This is a genomic window from Klebsiella sp. G-Nf4 (assembly GCF_002810615.1).
Lineage (GTDB): Bacteria > Pseudomonadota > Gammaproteobacteria > Enterobacterales > Enterobacteriaceae > Klebsiella > Klebsiella variicola.
Genome location: NZ_PION01000008.1, coordinates 1 through 22,924, shown reverse-complemented (window position 1 = coordinate 22,924; position 22,924 = coordinate 1). Strand labels below are relative to the sequence as shown.

The window sequence follows — 22,924 nt, the reverse complement described above, 5'->3', positions numbered from 1 at the left end:
TTCATGTAACAAATTAGTTAAGCTTTGCTATCTTAATGAGCGAGCAATCCACTTCTCAGGTTGCGCCACGTAACAACATCACTCAAATAACACTGGCTCAACCACCAGTTCCCTGGTGTTGGCGCAGTATTCGCGCACCCCGGTCTGTCCGGGGTCATTTTTTCCCGGCCTTCGCCACCCACGCCTTCAGTACCGCCACGTCGTTTTGCCACTCAGATTTCATCTCTTCAACCCATTCAGCGACATTATCAGACCAGGCAGGCAGATCCGGGGTCTGGATCTGCTGTCCCAACTGCTGGATGTGGCGCAGACCAATAGAACCGGCCGCCCCTTTGATCTTATGCCCCTCCTCGACGATCCCTTTTTGATCGCGGGCGGTGAGATTGGACTCGAGGACAGACATATAGCCCGGCATCATCTTCTCAAACACCGCGAGTCCATCGTTGATAAGCTTCGGTCCCACCAGTTCGATATATTGCTCCAGCATATCGGTATCCAGCACCGCGTCGGCTTTATGCACATCGGCCGCCGGCGCTTCCTGCGCTTCCTCTTCCGGCGCATCCCAGAATTTCTTGATCATGGCGGTGAGCGCTGGCACCGACAACGGCTTGCTCAGCACATCGTCCATCCCGGCATCAAGATACTCTTTCTTATTCTTCAGCACGTTGGCGGTCAGGGCGACCAGCGGCGGCAGCTCATCAGCGGCAAAATTCTGTTTTAGCTGGCGAGAGATATCCAGCCCCGTCATATCCGGCAATTGAATATCCAATAGCACCAGGTCGTACTCGCCAGGCTCGAACATCTCCAGCGCGGCTTTCCCGGTCATGGCGACATCCACGCTGTTGCCCAGCTTTTCCAGCACCGAACGGGCCACAATGACGTTGAGCTCGATGTCTTCCACCAGCAGCACGTTAAGCGCGGGTAATGGCATGTCGTCTTCCGCCAACGTATCTTCCACTTCTTCCGCAATGGCAGGCGCATGGACGGTGAGCGTAAAGGTCGCCCCTTTACCCGGCTGGCTGGTTACGCTGATATCGCCGCCCATATTGCGCGCCAGGCGACGCGATACGGCGAGGCCAATCCCGGTGCCGGTGGCTGGTTTGCCGCCGTGGCTGTCTTTGACCTGGTAATACATGGCGAAGATTTTGTCTTGTTCCGCCTCAGGAATACCGATACCGGAGTCTTCCACTTCGAAGTGCAGGATATCGCCTTCGTCATAGCGCACGCGGACATTCACCCCGCCGCCCTGGGGGGTAAACTTCACGGCGTTGCTGATAAGGTTCCACAGGATCTGGCGCAGACGCGTACCGTCGGTGATCACTTTATGCGGTAGCGGTAGCGAGGGATCCAATACAAAGCGCAGGCCTTTCTGCTGGGCCTGCAGACCCGAAAGGTTTTCAAGGTCGGCAAGGAAGCTGGTGAAGTCTACCGGCTGGTTATCGAGCTGAACCTTACGGCGCTCCATTTTATCCATGTCGATAATATCATTGAAGATATTCCCCAGCGTCACCGCCGAGACATGGATGGTCTTCAGGTATTTCTCCTGCTCGCTGGTCAGTTCGGTATCCAGCAAAATACGGCTCAGCCCGACGATCCCATTCAGCGGGGTACGCAGCTCATGGCTGATGGTCGAAATAAAGGTAGTTTTATCCCGGCTGGCGCGCTCGAGGGCGTCCTGATAGCGTTTTCGTTCGGTGATATCACGCCCGAAGCCCATCAAGCCGCGACGCTTACCGACGCGATCGTAGTACGGGACCTTGCGGATTTCGAAGCACGCTTTGCGGCCATCGGGATAGTCCAGCCACTGCTCATAGGTCAGCGATACATTGTGGCGGAACACCTTCTCGTCGGTTTCCAGCACTTTTTCCGCGGCCTCTTCGCTATAGACGTCCTGCGGTTTGAGGTGGATCAGCTGTTTCTCACTTTTGCCGGTCAACAGCTCCATCGCCCGGTTACAGCCTGAAAACTCCTTATCCTCATTGCGGTAGAAAACCAGATCTGGCGAAGCGTCGAGGAAAGAGCGCAGAAAGGAGGATTGCTGTTCGAGCTGGATCTGCGTCTCTTCACGCTCTTTCATCTCGATCTTCAACTGCTCGAGAGTGGTCTCGCGCTCGGCTTCCGCCTTTTCACGTTCGCCAATCTCCTGATTCAACTGCGCGATGTTATCTTTCAGCTGCACGTTCAGCTTCAGATCGCGCTCTCGCATCTCCTCCAGCTTGTCCACCAACCGCGAAAGACGCTGGCGGGACTCTTCGAGCTGCTCCACCACCACCGAGAGAAAGTAGACCGCCCAGGGGGTGATCAGCAGACCGAAGAAGATAGAGCGGATAACGTCGATACTTTCAACCTGGCCATGCAGCACCATGGTGACCGCCATCTGTACCACAATGGCCAGCACCACCAGCGCAAGAGCCAACAGCATCGAAAAGCGGACCAGACCCAGCTTCATCATCAGGTCGACATAATACTGCGCCAGCATACGAATTTGCTTCATAGGGGATTCCTTCACGACAACTCCGCACAATAATACTCAATTCTGAGCAATGCGCTGTAAGTTGTGCAAAAAATGCGGGAAGGAGCTGATATGACGGCTGGTCGCCAAGGCGAACCAGCCGCTAAAAAGAGGCAGGGTCAGGAGAGTGGTTAGCGCTTGCTTAACGCCTCCCAGAGCCCCTTCAGGTAGGTCACGCCGAGGGCGCGGTCGTACAAGCCATAGCCCGGCCGTCCGGTCTCTCCCCAGATAAAGCGGCCATGATCCGGGCGAATATAGCCGTCGAACCCGTTGTCATACAGCGCTTGCATCACCTTATACATATCCAGCGAACCGTACTCTGATGGATGCGCGCACTCGTAAAAGTCTTTATCCTGCATCAGCTTAATATTGCGGACGTGGGCGAAATGGATCCGCTTGCGCCGGGTAAACTCTGCCAGGATAGCGTACACATCGTTATCCGGATCTTCGGCAATCGAGCCGGTGCAGAGCGTGATGCCGTTGGCGGGCGAGTCGACGGCCCGGCAGATCCAGTCCAGATCGTCGCGGTTTTTGACCACCCGCGGCAGGCCAAAAATCGAGTACGGCGGATCGTCCGGATGGATCGCCATTTTCACCCCGACCTCTTCACAGACCGGGATCACCGCCCGCAGAAAATAGACCAGGTTCTCCCGCAGCTTGTGGTCATCCACCGCGCTATATTTGGCAAACAGGGTCTGCACCTCCGCCAGCCGTTCAGGCTCCCAGCCCGGCAAGGCGAAGCCGTTTGAGTTCTCCAGTACCTCTTTCACCACGTCTTCCAGCCGCTTATCGATATCTTTCTTCTCAAAAGCCATCGTCAGCGAGCCATCCGGCAGGACGTAGTTCATATCCGTTTTCATCCAGTCGAAAACCGGCATGAAGTTATAACAGATAACTTTGACGCCGAAGCGGGCAAGGTGGCGAATGGTCTGCTGATAGTTGGCAATATAGCGGTCACGGGAAGGAAGGCCGATTTTAATGTCATCATGAATGTTGACGCTCTCTATCACCTCCATTTTCAGGCCCGCGGCATGGGCCTGGCTGACCAGACGCTCAATTTTATCGACTGGCCATACCTCACCCACCGCGACGTCATAGAGCGCGCCGACGACCCCCTCCACGCCGGGCACCTGTCGTATATGCTCTAATGAAACCTTGTCTTCCTCTGGCCCAAACCAGCGCATTGTCATCTGCATCGTTATCACCTGCTTCATAATTTGAATTTTTACCCTACTACCATACCAGTAATCATAATCGAATTGTCCTTCACTGTCGTGATAACGATCACATTCCTGCACCGGGCAAGCCCATCCCGGCGTATTCATATTTTTTTTCAATTTATTTCAATAGATTAATAATAGTCTGGCTTTTTCTGACGACCTCTTCCAAATGTGATCCAGAGCTATTTATGATCAAATGCATACTTGTATGGTAATAAAACAGGCGAAATTCGTTCGCAAAACAGACAATGGAAGGAACAGAAATGAGAAGCGTCGTCGTCAAAGAGCCAGGCCAGCTGAACATTGAATCACGTCCGGTTCCCGTTCCGGGCAGCCATGAAGTACGGGTGAAAATCGCCTTTGCCGGGATCTGCGGTTCCGATGTGCACATCTATCAGGGCCACAACCCCTTCGCGAAATATCCCCGCGTTATTGGTCATGAATTCTTCGGCACTATCGATGCCGTCGGCGAGCAGGTCTCTCCGTCGCGTATCGGCGAACGCGTCGCGGTCGACCCCGTAGTCAGCTGCGGCCATTGTTATCCCTGCTCGGTAGGTCGGCCGAATGTTTGCGCGCAGCTCCAGGTCATCGGGGTGCACCGCGATGGGGGATTCAGCGACTATGCCTGCGTGCCGGCCAAAAATGCCTGGCGCATTCCGGAGGCCATCAGCGATCGTCAGGCGACAATGGTTGAGCCTTTTACTATTGCGGCAAACATTACCGCCCAGCTGCAGCCCACGCCGCAGGATATCGCCCTGGTCTACGGCGCTGGCCCGATGGGTCTGACGATCATCCAGGCGCTGAAGGGGGTGTATGGCGTTAAGCAGGTGATCGTCGTGGACCGCATTGCCGAGCGTCTACAGATGGCGCGGGACAACTGCGCCGATCTGACGCTCGATAACACCCATCAGCCGCTGGCGGATCAGCTGGCGCAGCGGCAGCTAGCCCCCACGCTGGTCATTGATGCCGCCTGCCACCCAGCCATTCTGCAGGAGGCAATCCTCCTCGCCTCCCCTGCCGCCCGTATCGGCATACTCGGTTTCTCCGGCGAGGCGTCCACGCTGACCCAGCAAAGCATCACCAGTAAAGAGATCTCCATTTTCTCCTCCCGGCTGAACAGCGGGCGCTTTCCGCTGGTCATCGACTGGATGGAGAAAGGCCTTATTCATCCTGAGGCGTTAATCACCCACTGTATGCCGCTGGAGCAGGTGAAAGAGGCCATGGAGATTTTCGCCAACGATCGGAAGACCTGCTGCAAAGTGCTGCTGCAGCTAGGCTAAGCCGACATCATTTTTAAATAACGGCCGACGGATATCTGTAGATCCGCCGCGCCTGATATAAATCATATAATGAGCATGGTGTTATCATGGGAAAAAATATTCGCTGGATTATCGTCCTGTTATTATTTTTAGTATATATGATAAATTATCTGGACCGGGTGGCGTTATCCATTACGGTGCCGATGATTGAAAAGGACCTTGCACTTAACGCTGAACAATTTGGTATGATTTTCGGCAGTTTTTTCTTCGGCTACGCGGTCTTTAATTTTATTGGCGGCCTCGCCGTCGATAAATTTGGCGCCACATTAGTGATGGGCCTGGCGGTTGGGTTATGGTCGCTGTTTTGCGGCTTAACCGCGGTTGCCACCGGCTTTTATTCCATGCTGGTGCTGCGGGTGCTCTTCGGGATGGCAGAGGGCCCGATTTGCGCCTCAGCAAACAAGATGATTAACGGCTGGTTTCCTAAAAAGCAAGCGGCAACCGCAGTGGGGTTCCTCAGCGCCGGCTCTCCGCTGGGCGGCGCGGTCGCCGGTCCCATCGTCGGTTATCTGGCCTTGGCTTTCGGCTGGCGTCCCGCGTTTATGATTATTTTCGCCATCGGTATTGTGTGGATGGTCGTGTGGTTTTTTATTGCGGCTAACTCACCTGACAAACATAAGCATGTCAGTCAGGAAGAGCTCATGCTCATTAATAAAATGAAGCAAGAGGAGGACGCCCTCGAAACCGTAGAAAATCAAACGGCTCACTCATTGGGTTATTATCTCAAGCAGCCTATTATTCTGGTGACGGCATTTGCGTTCTTCTGCTACAACTATATTCTGTTTTTCTTTCTCAGCTGGTTCCCATCCTATCTGGTCCAGCAGCACCATCTGGATATTAAACAGATGAGTCTCACCACCATGATCCCGTGGATCGTCGGTTTTGTCGGTCTGGCGCTGGGGGGTTATATATCCGATAAAATATTTAACCTTACCGGAAGGCTGCTGCTGTCGCGCAAAATCGTGCTGGTGGTATGCCTGCTAATGGCCGCGCTCTGCGTGGGGCTCGCCGGTACCGTTAGCAGTGTCGTTCCTGCCGTTCTGCTGATGTCGGTCTCCATCTTTTTCCTCTATGTGACCGGGGCGATCTACTGGGCGATTATTCAGGACGTGGTGCATAAATCCCGCGTCGGCGGCGCCAGCGGCTTTATCCATCTTATCGGCAGCGTCTCCGGCATCGTGGGGCCGATTGTCACGGGCTATATCGTGCAGTCCACCGGCAAATTCGACAGCGCCTTTATTCTCGCCGGCACTATCGCCGCGCTTGGCGCCGTGCTGGTGCTGCTGGTGATTAAAACCCCACGGATGACGATGAAAGCCAGTCAGGCATAAATGGCTGAAGAGCGATGTCCGGCCTTGGCCCGGACATCGTCTGCTTCTACTTCTCCGCCAGGGGCACAGCCCAGCTGCGGCCTAGCGCCGAGCCCTGAGCGCCCTGCTCATTCAGATAGCGATCCAGTTCAACCATTCCGGTCCAGCGATTTTCGCACCACAGCGGCGCCAATAGCGTGGGTCGACGGGCGCTGGCCGATATCCGGTGATAGATCACCTCCGGCGGCGTATGGCGAATCATCTCCCCGGCGGTCACGGTATACGCCTCCAGCTCAATGCCATTGAGACGCCCGGCCTGCCACGCTTTGGCCATAATACTGCCTTTGACAATGTGCAGCGGGTGCAGCTTGATGCCGTCCACGCCGGTCGCCACCACCCGCTCCAGCGTCTCCAGGCAATGGCCCTGGGTCTCTCCGGGCAGGCCGACGATCAGATGTGCGCAGACCTTCAGCCCTCGCGCTCGCGCCAGACGCGCAGTACGCTGGTAGCAAGCGAAATCATGCCCGCGGTTAATCCGATGCAGGGTTTTATCGTGCGCGGTTTGCAGTCCCAGCTCCAGCCATACCTCATATCCTTGCTCATGATATTCACTCAGCAGATCGAGGACTGCCTCCGGCACGCAGTCCGGGCGGGTGCCGACGCAGAGGCCGACAATATTCGCCTGGCTGATGGCCTGACGATACATCGAGCGGAGCACCTGCACTTCAGCGAAGGTGCTGGTATAGGCCTGGAAATAGGCCAGATAGCGCTTTGCCCGGTTGACGAGCTGCGCCTGATGAGCGAGCTGTTCGGCGATGGAGCGATGCTGCTGCGCCTCATCGGCAAAGGAAGCCACATTACAGAAAGTGCAACCGCCGCGGCCCAGCGTGCCGTCGCGGTTCGGGCAGCTAAAACCGCCGTGCAGCGTCAGCTTATGGACCTTTTCGCCATAGCGGCGCATAAGATCCCCACCAAACATATTGACTAATTTCTGTAACTGCATAATCTGATAGACCGGCCTCAACAAAGGGGGCCAAGCCTGCCACTTTTTGTCACCGACGGCGATGACCTGGATCAATCGTCAGCGCGGCGGCCACCCTCATTGCATAAACAATCATGATTACTGCAATTTCATTCACCTCTGTGGTGATGAGTTTTCCTTATATTTCACCTGCGGATAGCCCTAATCTTCTTCACGGTAAAAAACAGTATTAATATCCATTGAGAAAATATATGGCAGTCAAATATGCTAATGATGACATGCATTTCAGCGCATAACGGTAATGCAAAGCCGCGTGCACAGTGAGACAGATCACACTAGCCTGACCTTCCTGAGGCGTATTCATAGCACGAAAAATGGCACTATTTATTTTTAAAACAACAAGTTAACACCTGTATAGCACATTTTTGTATTAATAAGATTGCCATTTGACGTAAGTGTGGATTCCCGATAAGTTGGGAATCCGCTGGAAGCTTTCTGGATGAGCACTCTGCTCATCATATTTATGCAGTAATTGAGATTCCCTCTTAACAGCAAGTCCTCAAACTTGTGTACCGATGCGAAAAGGATTTAAAGAGGGCGAATGCGAGGTGCAAACCCCGTCGCCATACTCTTTCTGTGCCTGTGCGCAATCGGTATCGGAGGGTGTCCGCAGAGCCTGGGGAGGTTCACTGATATGTTGTACGACAAATCCCTTGAGAGGGATAACTGTGGTTTCGGCCTGATCGCCCACATAGAAGGCGAACCTAGCCACAAGGTAGTGCGAACCGCGATACACGCACTGGCCCGCATGCAGCACCGTGGCGCAATCCTTGCCGATGGTAAAACCGGCGACGGTTGCGGTCTGCTGCTGCAAAAACCCGATCGTTTCTTCCGCATCGTTGCTGAAGAGCGCGGCTGGCGTTTAGCCAAAAACTACGCCGTTGGGATGCTGTTCCTGAATAAAGATCCTGAGCTGGCTAAAGCGGCGCGCCGCATCGTTGAAGAAGAACTTCAGCTTGAGACCCTGTCGATTGTCGGCTGGCGCGATGTGCCGACCAACGAAGGCGTCCTCGGTGAAATCGCCCTCTCCTCGCTGCCCCGTATTGAGCAAATCTTTGTGAACGCCCCGGCTGGCTGGCGCCCGCGCGATATGGAGCGCCGTCTGTTTATTGCGCGTCGTCGCATTGAAAAACGCCTGCAGGAAGACAAAGATTTCTACGTTTGTAGCCTGTCCAACCTGGTCAACATCTATAAAGGTCTGTGTATGCCGGCGGATTTGCCGCGCTTCTACCTGGACCTCGCGGACCTGCGCCTGGAGTCGGCTATCTGCCTGTTCCACCAGCGCTTCTCCACCAACACCGTGCCGCGCTGGCCGCTGGCGCAGCCGTTCCGTTACCTGGCGCACAACGGTGAAATCAACACCATCACCGGCAACCGCCAGTGGGCCCGCGCCCGTACCTATAAGTTCCAGACCCCGCTGATCCCGGATCTGCACGACGCCGCGCCGTTCGTTAACGAAACCGGCTCTGACTCCAGTTCAATGGACAACATGCTGGAGCTGCTGCTGGCCGGCGGGATGGATATCGTGCGCGCCATGCGCCTGCTGGTGCCGCCAGCCTGGCAGAACAACCCGGATATGGATCCGGAGCTGCGTTCGTTCTTCGACTTTAACTCCATGCATATGGAGCCGTGGGACGGCCCGGCGGGCATCGTCATGTCCGATGGCCGCTACGCTGCCTGTAACCTCGATCGTAATGGCCTGCGCCCGGCGCGCTACGTCATTACCAAAGATAAGCTCATCACCTGCGCCTCTGAAGTCGGTATCTGGGACTACCAGCCGGACGAAGTGGTCGAGAAAGGCCGCGTGGGCCCAGGCGAGCTGATGGTTATCGATACCCGCGCCGGACGCATTCTGCACTCGGCGGAAACCGATGACGATCTGAAGAGCCGCCACCCGTACAAAGAGTGGATGGAGAAAAACGTTCGTCGCCTGGTGCCGTTCGAAGATCTGCCGGAAGAAGAAGTCGGCAGCCGCCAACTGGATGACGACACGCTCGCCAGCTACCAGAAACAGTTTAACTACAGCGCGGAAGAGCTGGACTCCGTCCTGCGCGTGCTCGGCGAAAATGGCCAGGAAGCAGTCGGTTCGATGGGCGATGACACACCTTTCGCCGTGCTCTCCAGCCAGCCGCGCATTATCTACGATTACTTCCGTCAACAGTTCGCCCAGGTGACTAACCCGCCTATCGATCCGCTGCGTGAAGCGCACGTCATGTCGCTGGCCACCAGCATCGGTCGCGAAATGAACGTCTTCTGCGAAGCGGAAGGCCAGGCCCATCGCCTGAGCTTCAAATCGCCGATCCTGCTGTACTCCGATTTCAAACAGCTGACGACGATGGAAGAAGAGCACTATCGTGCCGACGTCCTCGACATCACGTTTAACCCGGCAGAGGCCTCGCTCAGCGAGACGGTGAAAGCCCTGTGTGACAAAGCAGAGCAAATGGTGCGCGAGGGTACCGTGCTGCTGGTGCTGTCCGACCGCAACATCGCCAAAGACCGTCTGCCGGTACCGGCGCCGATGGCCGTTGGCGCGATCCAGACCCGTCTGGTCGATAAAAGTCTGCGCTGCGATGCCAACATCATCGTTGAAACCGCCAGCGCCCGCGATCCGCATCACTTTGCGGTCCTGCTCGGCTTCGGCGCGACCGCTATCTATCCGTACCTCGCCTATGAAACGCTGGCGAAGCTGGTCGACAGCAAAGCTATCGATAAAGCCTACCGTGCGGTGATGCTGAACTATCGCAACGGTATCAACAAAGGTCTGTACAAAATCATGTCGAAGATGGGGATCTCCACCATCGCGTCCTACCGCTGCTCGAAGCTGTTCGAAGCCGTCGGTCTGCATCGCGAGGTTTCCGATCTCTGCTTCCAGGGCGTGGTCAGCCGCATCGGCGGCGCCGGCTTCGACGATTTCCAGCAGGATCTGCTGAATCTGTCGAAACGCGCCTGGCTGGCACGTAAGCCACTGGCTCAGGGCGGCCTGCTGAAGTTCGTGCACGGCGGTGAATATCACGCCTACAACCCGGACGTGGTTCAGACCCTGCAGAAGGCCGTGCAGAGCGGCGAATACAGCGACTATCAACAATACGCGAAACTGGTTAACGAACGTCCGGCGGCCACGCTGCGCGATCTGCTGGCGCTCAATCCAGGCGAAGACGCTATCAGTATCGACGACGTAGAACCGGCGAAAGAGCTGTTCAAACGCTTCGATACCGCGGCGATGTCGATCGGCGCGCTGAGCCCTGAAGCACACGAATCGCTGGCGGAAGCGATGAACAGCATCGGCGGTTTCTCTAACTCCGGTGAAGGCGGTGAAGACCCGGCGCGCTACGGCACCAATAAAGTGTCGCGCATCAAGCAGGTCGCGTCCGGCCGCTTCGGCGTCACGCCAGCCTATCTGGTCAATGCCGACGTCATCCAGATCAAAGTCGCCCAGGGGGCGAAACCGGGTGAAGGCGGTCAGTTGCCGGGTGATAAAGTCACCCCGTATATCGCCAAACTGCGCTATTCCGTACCGGGCGTGACGCTGATTTCCCCGCCGCCGCACCACGATATCTACTCTATCGAGGATTTGGCGCAGCTGATTTTCGACCTCAAGCAGGTCAACCCGAAAGCGATGATTTCGGTCAAACTGGTTTCTGAACCGGGCGTTGGCACCATCGCCACCGGCGTGGCCAAAGCCTATGCCGATCTGATCACCATCGCCGGCTACGACGGCGGTACCGGGGCGAGCCCGCTCTCATCGGTGAAATATGCCGGCTGTCCGTGGGAGCTTGGCCTGGTGGAAACCCAGCAGGCGCTGGTCGCTAACGGTCTGCGTCATAAGATCCGTCTGCAGGTGGACGGCGGCCTGAAAACCGGCCTCGATATCATCAAAGCGGCGATCCTCGGCGCAGAGAGCTTCGGTTTCGGTACCGGCCCGATGGTCGCGCTGGGCTGTAAATACCTGCGTATTTGCCACCTGAACAACTGCGCGACCGGCGTGGCGACTCAGGATGACAAACTGCGTAAGAACCACTATCACGGTCTGCCGTTCAAAGTGACCAACTACTTTGAATTTATCGCCCGTGAGACCCGCGAGCTGATGGCCCAGCTGGGCGTCAAGCGTCTGGTGGATCTGATTGGCCGCACCGATCTGCTCAAAGAGCTGGATGGGTTTACTGCCAAACAGCAGAAACTGGATCTGGGTAAACTGCTGGAGACCGCAGAGCCGCATCCGGGCAAAGCGCTGTACTGCACCGAGAACAACCCACCGTTCGATAACGGTGTACTCAACGCGCAGCTGCTGCAGCAGGCGAAACCGTACGTGGATGAAAAGCAGAGCAAAACGTTCTGGTTCGATATCCGCAATACCGACCGCTCCGTGGGGGCCTCGCTGTCCGGGTATATTGCCCAGACCCATGGTGACCAGGGACTGGCCGGGGATCCGATCGTCGCCCACTTTAGCGGCACCGCGGGCCAGAGCTTCGGCGTGTGGAACGCCGGTGGCGTAGAGCTGCATCTGACCGGCGATGCCAACGACTATGTCGGTAAAGGCATGGCGGGCGGTCTGCTGGCCATTCGTCCTCCGGTCGGCTCTGCGTTCCGCAGCCACGAAGCCAGCATTATCGGCAACACCTGCCTGTACGGCGCGACCGGTGGTCGTCTGTACGCCGCAGGCCGCGCAGGTGAGCGTTTCGCCGTGCGTAACTCCGGCGCCATTACCGTGGTGGAAGGCATCGGTGACAACGGCTGTGAATATATGACCGGCGGCATCGTCTGCGTGCTCGGTAAAACCGGCGTCAACTTTGGCGCAGGGATGACCGGCGGCTTTGCTTATGTCCTGGATGAAGATGGCGACTTCCGTAAACGCGTGAACCCGGAACTGGTGGAAGTGCTGGACGTTGATTCTCTGGCTATTCATGAAGAGCACCTGCGCGGTTTAATCACCGAACACGTGCAGCTTACCGGTTCGCAACGTGGCGAAGAGATCCTCGCCAACTGGCCGGCCTTCTCCGCGAAGTTTGCGCTGGTTAAACCGAAGTCCAGCGATGTTAAAGCACTGTTGGGTCACCGTAGTCGTTCCGCAGCTGAGCTGCGGGTGCAGGCGCAGTAAGGGGTTAAGATGAGTCAGAACGTTTATCAATTTATCGACCTGCAGCGCGTTGATCCGCCAAAGAAACCGCTGAAGATCCGTAAAATTGAGTTTGTGGAAATTTACGAGCCGTTTTCAGAAGGCCAGGCCAAGGCGCAGGCAGATCGCTGCCTCTCCTGCGGCAACCCGTACTGCGAATGGAAATGCCCGGTGCATAACTACATCCCGAACTGGCTGAAGCTGGCCAACGAGGGGCGTATTTTTGAGGCGGCTGAGCTGTCGCATCAGACCAACACCCTGCCGGAAGTCTGCGGGCGCGTTTGCCCACAGGACCGCCTGTGTGAAGGCTCCTGTACGCTGAACGATGAGTTCGGCGCGGTGACCATCGGCAACATCGAACGCTATATCAATGACAAAGCGTTTGAAATGGGCTGGCGCCCGGATCTCTCCGGCGTGAAGCCGACCGGTAAAACCGTCGCTATCATCGGTGCTGGCCCGGCGGGCCTCGCCTGTGCCGACGTGCTGACCCGCAACGGCGTCAAAGCGGTGGTGTTTGACCGCCATCCGGAAATCGGTGGCCTGCTGACGTTCGGTATCCCGGCGTTCAAGCTGGAAAAAGAGGTGATGACCCGCCGCCGTGAAATCTTCACCGGCATGGGTATTGAGTTCAAACTCAATATCGAAGTGGGCCGCGACGTGCAGCTCGACGACCTGCTGAAGGAGTACGATGCCGTGTTCCTCGGCGTCGGGACCTATCAGTCGATGCGCGGCGGACTGGACAACGAAGACGCCCCGGGCGTCTACGACGCGCTGCCGTTCCTGATCGCTAACACCAAGCAGATCATGGGCTTCGGTGAAACCGCTGATGAGCCCTACGTCAGCATGGAAGGCAAACGCGTGGTCGTGCTCGGCGGTGGCGACACCGCGATGGACTGCGTGCGGACCTCCATTCGTCAGAATGCGGCGCACGTGATCTGTGCCTATCGTCGTGACGAAGAGAACATGCCGGGTTCAAAACGCGAAGTGAAAAACGCGCGTGAAGAAGGCGTTGAGTTCCAGTTCAACGTCCAGCCGCTGGGTGTGGAAGTGAATGCCAATGGCAAAGTGTGCGGCGTGAAGATGGCGCGCACCGAGATGGGCCAGCCGGACGCGAAAGGCCGCCGTCGCGCGGAGATCGTCGCCGGTTCTGAACACGTGGTGCCGGCTGATGCGGTGGTAATGGCCTTTGGCTTCCGTCCGCACAGCATGGAGTGGCTGGCGAAGCACAGCGTCGAGCTGGACTCTCAGGGCCGCATCATCGCGCCGGAAGGCAGCGACAACGCGTTCCAGACCAGCAACCCGAAAATCTTCGCCGGTGGCGATATCGTTCGCGGTTCCGACCTGGTGGTCACTGCGATTGCCGAAGGCCGTAAAGCGGCGGACGGGATCCTGAACTACCTTGAAGTCTGACTAGGCTCTGAGCCTCAGCGCATAAAAGCCCGATGGTTAACGCCATCGGGCTTTTTTATTGCTCATTCGCCGGGCAAACCGCCGCTTTCAGCGCCGAATTATACCAGCCGCAGATATGCTCTAAACGGGTGATCGCCGATCCGACGGTTACCGCCCACGCACCGCAACGCATCGCCTCAGCCGCCTGCGCAGGCGTATTGTAGCGCCCCTCGGCGATGACTCTGCAGCCCGCGGCGCTCAGGCTTTTCACCAGCGCCAGGTCCGGTTCGTCCGGTGTCTCCTCTGCGGTATAGCCTGAGAGGGTGGTGCCAACCATATCGAAACCCAATTGCCAGCATTCAAGGGCATCGTCGAGAGAGGAACAATCTGCCATCGCGTTTTTCCCCTGGCGGTGAATTGCCGCCAACAACGATGCGACAGAGGCCGGACGCTGACGCCGCGTGCCGTCAACCGCAATGATATCGGCCCCCGCCTGCGCCAGGGCATTCACATCCTCAAGCCACGGCGTAATACGCACCGGGCTATCATGCAGATCGCGCTTAATCAGCGCGATAATGGGCACCGTCACTAACGGACGAACGGCATGCAGGTTGGCCAGACCTTCTATGCGCAGCGCCACCGCCCCCGCCTGCTCTGCCGCCAGCGCCATCGCCGCGACGATGGCGGGGTTATCCAGCGGGCTGCCCGGTACCGGCTGACAGGAGACAATTAACCCGCCGTCATGGCGAATACGCCGATCCAGTTGTGCAAGTAAAGACATAACTGCTCCCTGAAAGATAAGTGTGGCAATAACAGTATCAGCCGCAGGACGCGTGATGTGTGGCGGGGTTAACAAAGCAGGCAGGCAAAAAAAAACAGGCCCCGGAGGGCCTGTCAGGCGTTACTTCACAACGCGGAGCGCCGGGCGACCACCGCGCGGCGGCGGCGTGTCGTCAGGATCGTCGTCGTGATTATCCGGCTTATCGCCATCAATCACCGACATCACCGTTTCGCTTTCGCTCTCAGGCGCGACGTCATCATCGTTGAGGCTGCTGACATCTTCGTCATAGGCCGCCTCAGGTTCGAACATCGTGCCAGCGCCGTTCTCACGGGCATAGATGGCGAGTACCGCAGCCAGCGGGACGGAAACGTTGCGCGGAACGCCGCCAAAGCGCGCGTTAAAACGCACCTCGTCATTCGCCAGCTCCAGATTGCCGACCGCACGCGGGGCAATATTGAGAACGATTTGACCGTCGCGCGCATACTCCATCGGTACGAGCACGCCCGGCAGAGTGACATCCACTACCAGGTGCGGCGTCAGCTGGTTATCCAGCAGCCACTCATAAAACGCCCGTAACAGATACGGGCGACGCGGCGTCAGCTGTGATACATCCATTATTTAGCCCCGACCGAGGCGCATTTCACGCTCGGCTTCAGTTAAAGAAGCGAGGAAGGAATCACGCTCAAATACGCGAGTCATGTAGCCTTTGAGCTCTTTCGCGCCTGCGCCAACCAGTTCCACACCCAGAACCGGCAAACGCCACAGCAGCGGCGCCAGGTAGCAATCTACCAGGCTGAACTCGTCGCTCAGGAAGTAAGGTTTCTGGGTGAAGACCGGCGCGATAGCCAGCAGTTCTTCACGCAGCTGCTTACGCGCAGCATCAGCTTGTGCTGCGGTACCGCTCTGGATGGTATTCATCAGCGAATACCAGTCCTTCTCGATACGTTGCATATACAGGCGGCTTTCTCCACGCGCCACCGGATAAACCGGCATTAACGGCGGATGCGGGAAACGCTCATCCAGATACTCCATAATGATGCGAGATTCCCACAGAGTGAGCTCACGATCCACCAGCGTCGGTACGCTTTGATTCGGGTTGAGGTCAATCAGATCCTGAGGTGGGTTGTCCTTCTCCACGTGCTCTATCTCAAAACTGACACCCTTCTCAGCCAGCACAATGCGGACCTGATGGCTATAGATGTCAGTAGGACCAGAAAACAGCGTCATTACCGAACGTTTGTTGGCAGCGACAGCCATGAAAACCTCCAGGTATATTCAGAATTTTGTACTGCTGCCAGTCACTCATGACCGGCCAGATGTAAAAACCCCAGTAGCGCGATGTCACCTTCGTTCACGAATAAAACAAAAAATGAACAATCACCAGCATTTGGGCAGAAAATTGGATGATAGTTTACCAGATTTTGAAGACGTTGTGGTGAGGGGATTCTGGAAATGCTGAAAAAGTGGCGAAAAGCGGCGACATGATTGTGGATAACAGCCGTTTTATCCATAAAAAAACCCGCCGGAGCGGGTTTTTTCGCAAATTGTTCTGCGTGAGCAGAAAACAATTAACGTTTGGAGAACTGCGGACGACGACGTGCTTTACGCAGGCCGACTTTCTTACGTTCAACCTGACGAGCATCACGAGTAACGAAGCCTGCTTTACGCAGTTCGCCACGCAGAGACTCATCGTACTCCATCAGAGCGCGGGTGATACCGTGACGGATCGCACCAGCCTGACCAGAGATACCACCACCTTTAACAGTGATGTACAGATCCAGTTTCTCAACCATGTCGACCAGTTCCAGCGGCTGGCGAACTACCATGCGGGCAGTTTCGCGACCGAAGTACTGTTCCAGAGAACGCTGGTTGATAACGATTTTACCGTTGCCCGGTTTGATGAAAACGCGAGCTGCGGAACTTTTGCGGCGACCAGTGCCGTAGTATTGATTTTCAGCCATTGCCTATAATCCCGATTAGATGTCAAGAACTTGCGGTTGCTGTGCCGCGTGGTTGTGCTCGTTACCCGCGTAAACTTTCAGTTTACGGTACATAGCACGACCCAGCGGGCCTTTTGGCAGCATGCCTTTAACCGCGATTTCAATCACACGCTCAGGACGGCGGGCAATCATCTCTTCAAAGGTCGCTTCTTTGATACCACCGATGTGGCCGGTGTGGTGGTAGTACATTTTGTCTTCGCGCTTGTTGCCGGTTACAGCAACTTTTTCTGCGTTCAGAACGATGATGTAATCACCGGTATCAACGTGCGGAGTGTATTCCGCTTTATGCTTACCGCGCAGGCGACGAGCCAGTTCAGTAGCCAGACGGCCCAGAGTTTTACCGGTCGCGTCAACAACATACCAGTCGCGTTTTACGGTTTCTGGTTTAGCTGTAAAAGTTTTCATTAAAAGCTTACCCAAATAATAAGTTACACGTTGGTGAACACCCAAACGTTTAGTCAGTTGAGGTTCACACGACATTGTCCAGCAAACCTACCCCTTCGAATAGCCTATGCCGGCACATAGAAAGTTTCGGGAAAAAAACCTTCTCGTAACGTGGGGTCGCAAGATTATAGAGAAGTCGGGGTCAAAGATCGACCCCTTTATGAGATTTTTCAGGCAGGTCCCGGGGCAGCCTTCCGGCCCGGAATCTGCCGGGAAAAAGTGCCCTGTCAGGGCATGTGCGGGCGCTTGAGGTACTCTTCGCTCTGCATTTCCTGCAGACGCGACAGACAGCGCTGAAACTCAAACTTCAGCCGCTCACCCTGATAAATGTCGTACAGCGGCACCGCGGCGCTGACCACCAGCTTCACGTGGCGCTCATAGAACTCATCCACCAGAGCGATAAAGCGCCGCGCTTCGCTCTCCAGCTGCGCGGTCATCACCGGCACGTCGAGCAGCATCACGGTGTGGAACAGACGGGAGAGAGCAATATAGTCATGCTGGCTACGGGCATCCACACACAGCGTGGCGAACGACGCCGCCAGCGTCTGGTTTTCGACGCCAAGCGTGGGCAGCTCGCGGTGGTTAATCTCCAGCGTCGGGCCGACAGCCGCGCGCGGCGCCCCGGCTAGCGCCAGCCACAGTTTATCCATCTGTTCGCGAGTTTCACTGTTCAGCGGCGACAGCCACAGGTGCGCCTGCGTCAGCGTACGCAGACGATAATCGATGCCGGCATCGACGTTCATAATATCGCAATGCTGCTTGATGGCGTCGATAGCAGGCAGAAAACGAGCGCGCTGCAGGCCATTGCGATAGAGCTCATCCGGCGGAATATTGGAGGTGGCGACCAGGGTGATGCCGCGGGCAAACAGGGCTTTCATCAACCCGCCCAACAGCATGGCATCGGTAATATCGGAGACGAAAAACTCGTCGAAACAGAGCACATCCGTTTCCGCCTTGAAACGGTCGGCGACAATCTCCAGCGGGTCGCTATGTCCCTGCAGGGTGGTCAGCTCTTCGTGCACGCGCAGCATAAAGCGATGAAAATGCAGGCGCTGCTTACGCTCGCCCGGCAGACTCTGGTAAAACAGGTCCATCAGCCAGGTTTTCCCCCGCCCCACGCCGCCCCACATATACAGGCCGCGGACAGGTGCCGCCTCGGCAGCCGGTTCGCGCTTACCCAGCAGTTTGCCGAATTTCGCGCGCAAACCGCCGCCTGACACGACGGGCGCGGGCTGAGTCTGCAGTTCCTGGTAAATGGTATCAAGGCGGCTCACCGCTTCTTGCTGGACGTCGTCGGGTTGATGGCTGCCCTCTTTCAGGGCTAAAAGGTAACGCGATGTTGGAGACAGGCTTTGCATGATCTAATTGTTATTCCTTGAAAACCGTAATGCCGAAGCTCACGATTGACGAAAAAAAGGCCGTTCTACACTACGCGATGATACGCCAGGATTCCACTTCTGTGGAATTAGCGGTTATAGTGGCACTATCGGGCGCAGGCGGAGAGCCTAACAGCCACCCTACGGAACCACAAAACAACGGGAGATGTTCATGACCTGGGAATACGCGCTAATTGGATTAGTCGTCGGTATCATTATTGGTGCCGTCGCCATGCGTTTCGGCAACCGCAAACTGCGCCAGCAGCAGGCGCTGCAGTTCGAACTGGAAAAAAATAAAGCCGAGCTTGAAGAATACCGTGAAGAGCTGGTCAGCCACTTCGCGCGCAGCGCCGAACTGCTGGATAACATGGCGCACGACTATCGTCAGCTGTATCAGCATATGGCGAAAAGCTCTAACAACCTGCTGCCGGACTCTATGGCAGACGCCAACCCGTTCCGCAACCGCCTGGAAGAGTCAGAAGCCAGCAACGATCAGGCCCCTGTCCAGATGCCGCGCGACTACTCTGAAGGCGCATCCGGTTTACTGCGCGGTGGCGCAAAACGCGATTAATTGATCGCGTCTGATAAAATATCTCCGGGCGCACCCACCGCGCCCGCTCCTTCCCCCACTTCCCGGCTACAATTTAAACCAGTACCCACATTGTTACCTGTGCAAAAATTCAATAACATCAGGTTATTCAGGACGTTCTTCCATTCACCTCAGGTTACGAGAGCCAGCATCTAATGAAGAAACAGACTTTGCTGTTGAGTGCGTTAGCGTTAAGCATTGGGTTATCGTTGTCGGCCCTGCCTCCGGCAGCAGCATCCTTACCGACTCAGGTGCCCGGCCAGGGCGCGTTACCAAGCCTGGCGCCGATGCTGGAAAAGGTCCTGCCAGCGGTGGTTAGCGTGCAGGTGGAAGGTACCGCTTCGCCGACGCAAAATATGCCGGAAGAGCTGAAAAAATATTTTGGCGATAACGCCCCGCAAGAGCAGGCGCAGCCGTTTGAAGGGCTCGGCTCCGGCGTCATCATCGACGCGGCGAAGGGCTACGTCTTGACCAATAGCCACGTCATCAATCAGGCGCAGAAGATCAGCGTCCAGCTGAACGATGGCCGTGAGTTTGATGCCAAACTGGTCGGCAGCGATGAACAGAGCGACATTGCGCTGCTGCAGCTGGTTAAGCCGGCGAACCTGACGCAAATCGCCATTGCTGACTCCGATAAACTCCGCGTCGGCGACTTCGCCGTCGCCGTCGGCAACCCGTTCGGCCTTGGCCAGACTGCCACCTCCGGCATTATCTCTGCCCTTGGCCGCAGCGGCCTGAATCTTGAAGGGCTGGAGAATTTCATCCAGACCGATGCCTCGATTAACCGCGGCAACTCCGGCGGCGCGCTGCTGAACCTCAATGGCGAGCTTATCGGGATCAACACCGCGATCCTGGCGCCGGGCGGCGGCAGCATCGGCATCGGCTTTGCCATTCCAAGCAACATGGCGAAAACCCTCGCCGACCAGCTCATTCAGTTTGGCGAAATCAAACGCGGCCTGCTGGGCATTAAAGGCATGGAAATGAGCGCCGATATCGCCAAGGCGATGAATCTCGACGTTCAGCGCGGCGCCTTCGTCAGTGAAGTGCTGCCAAACTCCGGTTCCGCCAAAGCGGGGATCAAATCCGGCGACGTCATCGTCAGTCTGAACGGCAAGCCGCTGAACAGTTTTGCCGAACTGCGCTCGCGTATCGCCACCACCGAACCGGGCACCAAGGTCAAACTTGGCCTGCTGCGCGACGGAAAACCGGTCGATGTCGAAGTGACGCTGGATAAGAGCACTTCCTCCACCGCCAGCGCCGAGCTGATTATCCCTGCCCTGCAGGGAGCCTCGCTCAGCGATGGTCAGATGAAGGACGGAACCAAAGGGGTGGTAATCGACAATGTCGATAAAGGCAGCGCCGCTGCCCAGGTCGGCCTGCATAAAGACGACATTGTCATTGGCCTTAACCGGGAACGTATTCACTCGATTGCCGAACTGCGCAAAGTGCTTGAAGGCAAACCGCCGGTCATCGCCCTGAACGTGATCCGCGGCAACGAAAGCATTTATCTGCTGCTGCGCTGATTGTCTTCCCGGACATCGCCGCCATGTGCGATGTCCGGACAACTCATGCTATGCTGCGTCTGACCATTCATTAACGATATTTGCATCATGCCTGGAAAGTTATTACGTTCGATACTCATCGGTTTGATTGTCGGGGGCCTGCTGCTGGCCCTGATGCCATCGCTGCGCCAGTGGCAGCTGACGCCGACCACCCAGAACGATACGGCAGACGACTCCCCTGTGAGCTATAACGCCGCCGTACGCCGCGCGGCGCCCGCCGTGGTGAACGTCTATAACCGCGCTCTGAACAGCACCAGCCATAATCAGCTGACGCTTGGCTCCGGGGTGATCATGGACCAGCGCGGCTATATCCTGACCAACAAGCACGTTATCAACGATGCCGATCAGATCATTGTCGCGCTGCAGGACGGCCGCGTCTTCGAAGCGCTGCTGGTCGGCTCCGACACCCTGACTGACCTCGCCGTGCTGAAGATCAACGCCACCGGCGGGCTGCCGGTGATCCCGATCAACCCGAAACGCACGCCGCATATTGGCGATGTCGTCCTGGCGATTGGCAACCCCTATAACCTGGGGCAGACCATCACTCAGGGGATCATCAGCGCCACAGGGCGCATTGGCCTCAACCCCACCGGCCGCCAGAACTTCCTGCAGACTGACGCCTCGATTAACCACGGTAACTCGGGTGGGGCGCTGGTGAACTCTCTCGGCGAGCTGATGGGGATTAACACCCTCTCCTTTGACAAAAGCAATGACGGCGAAACACCGGAAGGCATTGGCTTTGCGATCCCGTTCCAGTTAGCGACCAAAATTATGGATAAGCTGATCCGGGATGGCCGGGTGATCCGCGGCTATATCGGCATTAGCGGCCGGGAGATCGCCCCGCTGCACGCGCAGGGTGGCGGGATCGATCAGATCCAGGGGATCGTGGTTAACGATGTGGCGCCTGATGGCCCCGCAGCACAAGCCGGGATCCGCGCCAACGACGTGATCATCTCCGTGAATGACAAACCTGCGGTCTCTGCACTGGAGACGATGGATCAGGTGGCCGAGATCCGCCCGGGATCGGAAATTCCGGTAGTCATCATGCGTGATGATAAGAAAATTACGCTCCATATCGCCGTCCAGGAATACCCGGCCACCAACTAAACGGCTCCCCGTTTGGGGAGTCTCGTTAATCGCTAAATACCGGACCGGCCGGGTATCTGACCAGAAACCCGGTCACCGCCAGCAGCGATCTCAGCGCGGGCCAGACTATCTGTCGCTCGCGAAGCTCATCATCCAGCGTCAGTAGCGCAAACTCCCCCTTCTCACCCAGCACGCCACCCTGCCAGAGCAGGCGCTGCGCCTGCTGTCGCGCCCAGGGCGACTCACTCTTCCAGGCCAGCAAATGCAGCAGCGCCTGCTGCAGACAGACGCTGTGAGAATGGTTATCCCGCCGCAGCCGCCGGTAGACGGGCAGGGACACGCTGCGCACGGTATAAAATCCACTGCCCGCCTCTTCATCGCCTTCAGGGATTGCGCGGGCGAACTGCCCCGCCACGTCGCACAGCCGGTTGTGCGTCAGCGGAAGATGCCGGGCGCTGAGCGCCCCGGCCGCCATGCACAGCAGACCGCTGCGCTGCAGCGAGGGCGTCGCAGAGCGCACGACCGCCGCCGGTAAGGCAGTCACCGCCCGTGTCGCCTTGTCAGCGTTGTGGTCAGCTCCGGCCTCATAACAGCTGGCCAGCAGCGCTTCACCAGGCGTGGCGTTCAGCGGGGGCGAAAGCAGGTTCAGCGCCGGCTGCAGTTGTGCAAGTTCATCGCCTGACGCCAGCATGGCGTCAACCACCGCCTCCCGTGTTGATGTCCGGTTTTCCGGACAGCATGCTATGGCTTCATTCATCACCGTCTCCTTATGAGAAATCTCCGCGGCCGGTATGCCAGCCGCGGGAACTGGCTGGCCTACATCGCCAGCACGTACTTGAGCATCACCCCGGCGGCGATCGCCGAGCCGATCACCCCCGCCACGTTCGGGCCCATGGCGTGCATCAGCAGGAAGTTCTGCCCGTCCGCTTCCAGACCCACCTTGTTCGACACCCTGGCCGCCATCGGCACCGCCGACACCCCGGCGGAACCAATCAGCGGGTTGATTTTGTGTTTACTGAACACGTTCATCAGCTTCGCCATCAGCACCCCGGCCGCGGTCCCCACGCAGAAGGCGATCACCCCCAGCAGCAGAATGCCCAGCGTCTGCGGCTGCAGGAACTTGTCCGCCACCAGCTTGGCCCCCACCGACAGCCCGAGGAAGATGGTCACGATGTTGATCA

19 protein-coding genes are annotated in these 22,924 nt (G+C 57.1%); 7 read left to right on the top strand and 12 right to left on the bottom strand.

The window, feature by feature from the left end; all coding sequences use genetic code 11:
- Window positions 1–154 precede the first annotated feature (154 nt).
- Together arcB and uxuA are read right to left on the bottom strand one after the other, a co-directional pair.
- Window positions 155–2,494, bottom strand: a complete 2,340-nt coding sequence (gene arcB / locus CWM57_RS16795; RefSeq protein WP_047667026.1) for an aerobic respiration two-component sensor histidine kinase ArcB — start codon at window positions 2,492–2,494, stop codon at window positions 155–157.
- Between the two features lie 149 nt (window positions 2,495–2,643).
- Window positions 2,644–3,708 carry a mannonate dehydratase gene (gene uxuA / locus CWM57_RS16790; protein ID WP_047667027.1) on the bottom strand — a complete coding sequence of 355 codons (1,065 nt, stop codon included), beginning with the start codon at window positions 3,706–3,708 and terminating at the stop codon, window positions 2,644–2,646.
- A 287-nt stretch (window positions 3,709–3,995) separates the two neighbouring features.
- Between uxuA and CWM57_RS16785 the strand changes: the two genes are divergently transcribed.
- Together CWM57_RS16785 and CWM57_RS16780 are read left to right on the top strand one after the other, a co-directional pair.
- Window positions 3,996–5,012: a Zn-dependent oxidoreductase gene (locus CWM57_RS16785; protein ID WP_100676246.1), complete on the top strand. Its 1,017-nt coding sequence runs from the start codon at window positions 3,996–3,998 to the stop codon at window positions 5,010–5,012.
- An 86-nt stretch (window positions 5,013–5,098) separates the two neighbouring features.
- Window positions 5,099–6,382, top strand: a complete 1,284-nt coding sequence (locus tag CWM57_RS16780) for an MFS transporter (RefSeq protein ID WP_008806658.1) — start codon at window positions 5,099–5,101, stop codon at window positions 6,380–6,382.
- A 46-nt stretch (window positions 6,383–6,428) separates the two neighbouring features.
- On the opposite strand, the gene CWM57_RS16775 is transcribed toward CWM57_RS16780, so the two are convergent.
- Window positions 6,429–7,364 (bottom strand): TIGR01212 family radical SAM protein, encoded by a 936-nt coding sequence (locus tag CWM57_RS16775; RefSeq protein ID WP_008806659.1) that lies wholly within the window; start codon window positions 7,362–7,364, stop codon window positions 6,429–6,431.
- Between the two features lie 673 nt (window positions 7,365–8,037).
- Here CWM57_RS16775 and gltB point away from each other — a divergent pair.
- Both gltB and gltD read left to right on the top strand, forming a co-directional pair.
- Window positions 8,038–12,498, top strand: a complete 4,461-nt coding sequence (gltB, locus tag CWM57_RS16765; RefSeq protein WP_008806660.1) for a glutamate synthase large subunit — start codon at window positions 8,038–8,040, stop codon at window positions 12,496–12,498.
- 9 nt (window positions 12,499–12,507) lie between these two features.
- Window positions 12,508–13,926 carry a glutamate synthase subunit GltD gene (gltD, locus tag CWM57_RS16760; RefSeq protein ID WP_074387485.1) on the top strand — a complete coding sequence of 473 codons (1,419 nt, stop codon included), beginning with the start codon at window positions 12,508–12,510 and terminating at the stop codon, window positions 13,924–13,926.
- A gap of 55 nt (window positions 13,927–13,981) precedes the next feature.
- Here the strand turns inward: gltD and CWM57_RS16755 are convergent, their stop codons facing one another.
- The 7 genes from CWM57_RS16755 to zapE all read right to left on the bottom strand — a co-directional run bounded on the left by CWM57_RS16755 (window position 13,982) and on the right by zapE (window position 18,488).
- On the bottom strand, window positions 13,982–14,686 hold the full coding sequence (locus CWM57_RS16755; RefSeq protein WP_100676245.1) for an N-acetylmannosamine-6-phosphate 2-epimerase: 705 nt from the start codon (window positions 14,684–14,686) through the stop codon (window positions 13,982–13,984).
- A 120-nt stretch (window positions 14,687–14,806) separates the two neighbouring features.
- The gene (sspB, locus tag CWM57_RS16750) at window positions 14,807–15,301 is read right to left on the bottom strand and encodes a ClpXP protease specificity-enhancing factor (protein WP_008806663.1); all 495 of its coding nucleotides are present in this window, start codon (window positions 15,299–15,301) and stop codon (window positions 14,807–14,809) included.
- 3 nt (window positions 15,302–15,304) lie between these two features.
- Window positions 15,305–15,943: a stringent starvation protein SspA gene (gene sspA / locus CWM57_RS16745; RefSeq protein ID WP_002918467.1), complete on the bottom strand. Its 639-nt coding sequence runs from the start codon at window positions 15,941–15,943 to the stop codon at window positions 15,305–15,307.
- A 41-nt stretch (window positions 15,944–15,984) separates the two neighbouring features.
- Window positions 15,985–16,197, bottom strand: coding sequence for a hypothetical protein (locus tag CWM57_RS27775; RefSeq protein ID WP_141669864.1), 213 nt, complete (start codon window positions 16,195–16,197; stop codon window positions 15,985–15,987).
- 57 nt (window positions 16,198–16,254) lie between these two features.
- Window positions 16,255–16,647: a 30S ribosomal protein S9 gene (rpsI, locus tag CWM57_RS16735; protein WP_000829815.1), complete on the bottom strand. Its 393-nt coding sequence runs from the start codon at window positions 16,645–16,647 to the stop codon at window positions 16,255–16,257.
- Between the two features lie 15 nt (window positions 16,648–16,662).
- On the bottom strand, window positions 16,663–17,091 hold the full coding sequence (gene rplM / locus CWM57_RS16730) for a 50S ribosomal protein L13 (protein ID WP_002918559.1): 429 nt from the start codon (window positions 17,089–17,091) through the stop codon (window positions 16,663–16,665).
- A gap of 266 nt (window positions 17,092–17,357) precedes the next feature.
- A complete protein-coding gene (gene zapE, locus CWM57_RS16725) occupies window positions 17,358–18,488 on the bottom strand; it encodes a cell division protein ZapE (RefSeq protein WP_074387483.1) in 1,131 nt (376 codons plus the stop codon).
- Window positions 18,489–18,678: 190 nt separating this feature from the next.
- On the opposite strand from zapE, the gene zapG reads away from it, so the two are divergent.
- The 3 genes from zapG to degS all read left to right on the top strand — a co-directional run bounded on the left by zapG (window position 18,679) and on the right by degS (window position 21,764).
- Window positions 18,679–19,077 carry a Z-ring associated protein ZapG gene (zapG, locus tag CWM57_RS16720; RefSeq protein ID WP_012540461.1) on the top strand — a complete coding sequence of 133 codons (399 nt, stop codon included), beginning with the start codon at window positions 18,679–18,681 and terminating at the stop codon, window positions 19,075–19,077.
- Window positions 19,078–19,250: 173 nt separating this feature from the next.
- Window positions 19,251–20,618 carry a serine endoprotease DegQ gene (degQ, locus tag CWM57_RS16715; protein ID WP_074387482.1) on the top strand — a complete coding sequence of 456 codons (1,368 nt, stop codon included), beginning with the start codon at window positions 19,251–19,253 and terminating at the stop codon, window positions 20,616–20,618.
- 87 nt (window positions 20,619–20,705) lie between these two features.
- The gene (gene degS, locus CWM57_RS16710) at window positions 20,706–21,764 is read left to right on the top strand and encodes an outer membrane-stress sensor serine endopeptidase DegS (RefSeq protein ID WP_008806667.1); all 1,059 of its coding nucleotides are present in this window, start codon (window positions 20,706–20,708) and stop codon (window positions 21,762–21,764) included.
- A gap of 25 nt (window positions 21,765–21,789) precedes the next feature.
- Here the strand turns inward: degS and CWM57_RS16705 are convergent, their stop codons facing one another.
- Together CWM57_RS16705 and CWM57_RS16700 are read right to left on the bottom strand one after the other, a co-directional pair.
- Window positions 21,790–22,500 carry a hypothetical protein gene (locus CWM57_RS16705; RefSeq protein WP_100676244.1) on the bottom strand — a complete coding sequence of 237 codons (711 nt, stop codon included), beginning with the start codon at window positions 22,498–22,500 and terminating at the stop codon, window positions 21,790–21,792.
- A 59-nt stretch (window positions 22,501–22,559) separates the two neighbouring features.
- Window positions 22,560–22,924: sodium ion-translocating decarboxylase subunit beta (locus CWM57_RS16700; RefSeq protein ID WP_133122280.1), on the bottom strand; the 365-nt coding region annotated here is incomplete at its 5' end.